This is a genomic window from Streptomyces sp. 15-116A (genome assembly GCF_025290915.1).
Lineage (GTDB): Bacteria > Actinomycetota > Actinomycetes > Streptomycetales > Streptomycetaceae > Streptomyces.
On record NZ_JAOCQE010000383.1, the window covers coordinates 1 to 4,876 of the forward strand.

The following is a 4,876-nucleotide window of genomic DNA, read 5'->3' on the forward strand; positions in this document are numbered from 1 at the left end:
AGGCGCCGCTCGTCGTGGGCGGACAGGACCAGCAGCCGGGGCCGGCCCTCCGGCACGGCCGGCGCCGGGCGCGGTCCCACGGACTCGTAGGACTCCAGCACCAGGTGGGCGATGGTGCCGCCCGCGCCGAAGGAGCTGATGCCGGCCCGCAGCGGCGCACCCGGCGCGGCCCGCCACTCCTCGGCGGACCGCTGCACCCGGAACGGCACCGCGTCCCAGTCGATGCCCGGGTTGAGTTCCTCGGCGTGCAGGGAGGGCGCCAGCCGGCGGTGGCGCATCTGGAGCAGGACCTTGGTGAGCGCGGCGACCCCGGCGCCGGCCTCCACATGGCCGATGGCCGACTTCACCGAGCCGACGGGGATGCTGCCTGGCGGCAGTCCCGCGGCGCCGAACACCCTGGTCAGACCCTCGATCTCGATGGGGTCGCCGAGCTCGGTTCCGGCCCCGTGCGCCTCGATGTAGCCGATGTCGGCGGGGTCGAGGCCCGCGTCACGCAGCGCCTCGGCGACCACCTCGGCCTGGGCGGCGGGGTTGGGGACGATCCAGCCGTTGGTGCGGCCCATGTGGAGCACCGCGCTGCCGCGGATCACCGCGTGGATCCGGTCGCCGTCCGCGAGGGCCCGGTCCAGCGGCTTGAGTACCAGCACCCCGACGCCCTCGGCGGGCACGAATCCGTCGCCGCCCCGGCCGAAGCTGCGGCAGCGGCGGCCGGACGCGGTCAGCCGCATCCTGCGCTGCTGGAGGAACTTGTTCGGGTGCAGCGAGAGGTTGACCGCGCCGGCGACGGCCAACTCGCACTCGCCGCGCCGCAGCGCCTGCACCGCGAGATGGACGGCGACCAGGCCGGACGAGCACATGGTGTCGACGGTCAGGCTGGGGCCGCGCAGATCGAAGTGGAACGAGACCCGGTTGGCGATGCCGCCGATGGCGCAGCCGGTGTCCTGCGGAGCGCCGCGCAGCGTGCTCTCGACCCCGAAGTACGTGTACTCGTTGTACATGCTGCCCGCGTACACCGAGACCCGTGAGCCGTGCTGCTCGCGGAGCCGGGTGCGCGGATATCCGGCGTCCTCCAGCGCCCTCCAGGTGGTCTCGAGGAAGAGGCGTTCCTGGGGGTCCATCAGGGCGGCGTCGCGCGGCGTGATCTGGAACAGCAGAGGGTCGAAGAGGTCGACGCCGTCGAGGAAACCGCCCCACATGTCGTCGACCGGCCAGCCGGGGCGACGGCGCTCGGGCGGCAGTTGTCCCACGCAGTCGCGCCCGGAGACCAGGTTGTCCCAGAACCGCTCGAGATCGGGGGCCTGCGGATAGCGCCCGGCGATCCCGACGACGGCCACGGCCCGCCCGTCGACACCGGCGGGGGCGGCGGCGCCCTTCCGACCGGCGGACGGTTTCGCGAGGGCCTGTTCCCCACGGGCCTGTTCCGCGGAGACCTGCTCCCCACGGACCTGTTCCGGAGGGACCTGTTCCCCGTCGGTCTGTCGCGTGCCTGCCCGCTCCGCCCGGTCCTCCGCCCGCCGGCGCCACGGCCCGTCGCGGTCCAGCAGTGCGCCCGCCACCCCGGCGAGGTCGCGGTGCTCGAAGAAGAGCGTGGGCGGCACCGTCCCCAGGTCCTCGGTCAGCCGGGCGGTGAGCCGGGCGACGAGCGCGGAGCTGAGCCCGTAGTGGTCCAGCGGCACGCGCGCGTGCAACCGCTCGACGGGGATCTCCGACACCTCCGCGTAGCGCGCCTTGAGGTACTCCTCCACCGCCGCGCGCTGCGCGTCGCGGTCGTCCCGGGGTGCCGGTGCCGTACCGGCCGCCCGGGCCGTGGGCGCCGCCCCGAACGGGTGCCCGGGCAGCGGCGTCCTGGTCGCTCCCTCGGTCCGGAAGCTCTCCCACCGCACGGTGTGCCCGGCGAGCCACGCCCGCGCCGCCTCGTGCTCGTCGCGCGGCGGTACGGCGCGAGGGCCTGGCTCGGTGCCGGGCTCGACGACCGACGAGGACACCGCGGGATGGGGCCGGCCGGCCGCCACGGCGGCGAGCGCCTCCAGCAGCTGCTCCGTCCCGGCGCAGCGGATCGCGAGCCGGTGGGCCAGGGAGACCCGGCCGGTCTGGAGGGTGAACGCCACCGACGCCAGGGACGGCGCCGTGCCGTGGTCCGCGGCCTCGGTGAGGTGGTCGTACAGCGTCTTGGCATACCGCCGCAGGCGGTCGGCGCTCGCCGCGGACAGGATCACCGTGTGCTCCACCGTGCCGTGCCGGTCCTGACCGTGACCCCGCATGTCCCCCCTCGCTCCCTCGGTTCCCGGGTCCCTCATGTGTGTCACCCAACCTGCTGCCGGGGCAGGGCGGTTGTCTGCTCAACAGTGCGCACTCGCGTCCGCCAGCGCCGCCGCCCAGAGTTTGTCCAGCGTGCTGCTCGGCCCGGCCTGCCGCAGCGTGCGCACCCCGCGCCCGATGAGGAAGCGCATGGTGTCGGCCCAGCGGACGGGGCTGCGCAACTGCGCGCCGAGGTGCTCGGCGAGCCCGTCGGCGGTGGTCCGGGGCCGGGCGTCGGTGTTGGTGACGACCGGGATGCGCGGCGGCCGGAAGGTGACCGTGCGCAGATGGCCGGTGAACAGGGCGGCGGCGTGGGCCATGTACCGGGAGTGGGCGGCGATGCTGACGTTGAGCAGGACGCACTTGTGCGCCCCTCCGGCGCGCAGCGGGTCGCGCAGTGCCCGCAGCGAGTCCCGGGGCCCGGAGAGCACCACCTGGTCGCGGGAGTTGAGGTTGGCCACGTCCACGTCGGTGGCGCCCTCGGCGGCCAGGACGGCGGTGATGCGCTCCGGGGGCAGCCCGACGACCGCCAGCATCCCGCCGCCGCGGGCCTGTGCCATGAGCTCCCCGCGGCGCAGCACCATGCGCAGTCCGGTCTCGAAGTCGAAGCAGCCGGCCGCGTACAGCGCGCTCAGCTCGCCCAGGCTGTGCCCGGCGAGCCAGCGGGGTTCCTCGCCCGACTCGCGCAGCGCGGCGAGGTGGAGCGCGTTGATGACGAACATGCCCGGCTGGACGTACCGCGTGTCGGACTGCAGGGCCTCGTCGTCGCCCCGGCACAGGTCGCGGACGGGTACGTCGAGAAGGGCGTCGGCGCGGGCCACGAGGTCGGGGTAGCGGTCGAGCAGTTCCTGTCCCATACCCTGACGCTGGGCACCCTGTCCGGGGAAGACCCATGCCACCGTCATGCCCGGGCCTCCTTCCCGGCCTTCGCCGCGACGCCGTCGGACTCCCAGGGCAGCCGCCCGGTCGTCACGAAGCCCGTCAGGCGTTCACGGGCGACCGGACCGGTCAGCAGCCGCTCGAACGCGCGGGCGGCGAGCCGGCCGGTCTCCTCGGTGACGGGCCACAGCTCGGCGGCGTACCGCTTGGCCGCGTCGAGGGTGCGCGCGTCGATGCGTTCGAGCCGCACGAGCAGCTGGGCCAGCCACGCGTCCGGCTGGTCACCGACCTCGTCGACGAGCCCGCGGGCGCATGCCTCCGCCGCGTCCAGGGGGCGGGTCGTCAGGGCCATGGTGGTCGCCCTGCCCGGCCCGATCCTGCGGGCCAGGTAGGGCAGGACGACGCAGGGAAGCAGCCCCCACAGCGCCTCCGGCAGCCCGAAGGAGCTGCGCGGAGTGGCGTGGACCAGGTCGGCGGCGGCCACCAGGCCGACCCCGCCGCCCGACACCTGCCCGTCGACCTCCGCCACGACCACCCGCGGCACCAGGGTGAGCCGCCTCAGCAGCGCGGCGAACTCCTGCGGCGCATGGTCGTCGTCCAGTGCGCCGCGCAGGTCCATCCCGGTGCAGAACACGCCCGGCCGCCCGGCCAGGACGACCGCCCTGCAGTCCTGGTCCGTTTCCGCCGCGTCCAGGGCGCCGCGGAGTTCGGCGACCGTCCGGGCGTCCAGCGCGGGCGCGCCGAGGGACACCCGCAGCACCCCCGGCGTCGACTCCACGCGGATACGGCGATACTCCACGGCCTCCTCCTCGTCTGCGGCTGCCGGCCCGTCACCCCCGATCCAACCCGGGCGACGCGGCCGGGTCTGCTCACCTTTGAGCAGGCGGCCGGGCCGGACGGAAGGCATGCTGCGCACGTTCCGGGTGACCCGAGCGACGAGGAGCCGCCATGCCGCACCGGCCGGTCATCGGTGCCGACGAGACGCATGTCTGGGTGGCCGTACCGCACACGCCGGCCGACGGCGCGCGACGTACGGCGGGCCAGGAGCTGCTGTCGGACGAGGAACGGGCGCGGCTGCGCCGTCTGGTGCGGGCCGAGGACAGACTGGCCTTCACGGCCGCGCACGCGCTGGTCAGGTCCGCGCTGAGCCGGTGTGTGCCGGACGTTCCCGCCGGGGTGTGGGAGTTCCTGCGGACGCCTTACGGGAAGCCCGAGATCGCCGCCCCCCGGGTGCGGCCACCGCTGCGGTTCAGTCTCTCGCACACCCGGGGCCTGGTCGCCTGCGCGGTGACCGCGGGGGCGCCGTGCGGGGTGGACGTCGAGGCGGTGGACCGGGCGACGGACCCGACGCGGCTCGCCCGGGCGGTGTGCACCCCACGCGAGCGGAGCTGGCTGGCGGGGCTGGAGGGGACGGCCCGCCCGGCCGCGTTCAGCCGGCTGTGGACGCTGAAGGAGGCGTACGTCAAGGCGCGCGGCCGCGGCCTGTCCCTGCCGCTGTCGCAGTGCGGTTTCGCGGTGGCCGGCCGGGCGGACGGCACCGCCGGGATCCGGGGGGAGTTCGGGCCGGAACTGGGCGAGCGGCCGGAGGAGTGGTGGCTGGCCCAGTGGGCGCCCACGCCGTCGCACATGCTGGCCGTGGCCGTGCACACCGGGGCACGGAGGGCCGCGGCCCACAGGGGCGTACTGCACGGCGTAACGG

The 4,876-nt window shown here is 75.3% G+C and carries 4 protein-coding genes; 1 reads left to right on the forward strand and 3 read right to left on the reverse strand.

The features are described from left to right. The 3 genes from N4P33_RS32795 to N4P33_RS32805 all read right to left on the reverse strand — a co-directional run. Positions 1-2,261, reverse strand: a 2,261-nt coding sequence (locus N4P33_RS32795) for a beta-ketoacyl synthase N-terminal-like domain-containing protein (RefSeq protein ID WP_260830579.1), incomplete at its 3' end; no start/stop codon positions are given. A 78-nt stretch (positions 2,262-2,339) separates the two neighbouring features. After that, positions 2,340-3,203 carry an ACP S-malonyltransferase gene (gene fabD / locus N4P33_RS32800; protein ID WP_260830580.1) on the reverse strand — a complete coding sequence of 288 codons (864 nt, stop codon included), beginning with the start codon at positions 3,201-3,203 and terminating at the stop codon, positions 2,340-2,342. Beyond that, positions 3,200-3,976: an enoyl-CoA hydratase-related protein gene (locus N4P33_RS32805; protein WP_260830581.1), complete on the reverse strand. Its 777-nt coding sequence runs from the start codon at positions 3,974-3,976 to the stop codon at positions 3,200-3,202. Before N4P33_RS32805 ends, fabD begins: the two co-directional genes overlap by 4 nt. Before the next feature lie 149 nt (positions 3,977-4,125). Between N4P33_RS32805 and N4P33_RS32810 the strand changes: the two genes are divergently transcribed. Then, positions 4,126-4,876, forward strand: a 751-nt coding sequence (locus N4P33_RS32810) for a 4'-phosphopantetheinyl transferase superfamily protein (protein WP_260830582.1), incomplete at its 3' end; no start/stop codon positions are given.